This window comes from Lysobacter claricitrinus, from assembly GCF_045866565.1.
Taxonomy (GTDB): domain Bacteria; phylum Pseudomonadota; class Gammaproteobacteria; order Xanthomonadales; family Xanthomonadaceae; genus Cognatilysobacter; species Cognatilysobacter claricitrinus.
Window position 1 is genome coordinate 341 of sequence record NZ_BAAFZV010000025.1, and the last position, 781, is coordinate 1,121.

Sequence of the window (781 nt, forward strand, 5' to 3'; positions counted from 1 at the left end):
CGCTTCACCGCGGCGGACGTCATCGTCGTCGGCCTGATCGGTGAACGAGGCCGCGAAGTCCGTGATTTCGTCGAAGCCACGCTGGGCGAGGAAGGCCTGCGACGCGCCGTCGTCGTCGCCGCACCGGCCGACCGACCGCCGCTGGCGCGCCTGCACGGCGCCCTGCGCGCCACCGCGATCGCCGAGTACTACCGGGACCAGGGCTTGCATGTCCTGTTGCTGATGGACTCCCTCACCCGCTACGCGCAGGCGCAACGCGAGATCGGCCTTTCGGTCGGCGAGCCGCCGACCACGCGCGGCTATCCGCCGTCCGTGTTCGCCAAGCTTCCCGCGCTGGTCGAGCGCGCCGGCAACGGCGCCGACGGCCGCGGATCGATCACCGCGTTCTACACCGTGCTGACCGAGGGCGACGACCAGCAAGAGCCCATTGCCGACGCCGCGCGCGCCATTCTCGATGGCCACATCGTGCTGTCGCGTCGCATCGCCGATTCGGGCCAGTACCCGGCGATCGATGTCGAAGTCTCGGTGTCGCGCGTCATGCAGGACATCACCGACGCCCCGTGGCGCGAACGCATCCGCAAGCTGCGTCGCCTGCTGTCGGCGTACTCCACGCAGCGCGATCTCATCGCCATCGGCGCCTACCAGCGCGGCAGCGATCCGGTGGTGGACGAGGCGCTGGCGCGCTGGCCGTCCATTGTCGAATTCCTGTCGCAGGACGTTCGCGAAGCGTCCAACGTCGAGGAGAGCAAGGCCGCGCTGATGCGCCTGCTCGACGACGGCG

General features: G+C 69.9%; 1 protein-coding gene. It reads left to right on the top strand.

From position 1 onward, the window contains the following. The coding region (locus tag ACKTTN_RS14810) for a FliI/YscN family ATPase (protein WP_407910669.1) at positions 1 to 781 on the top strand (781 nt) is incomplete at both ends.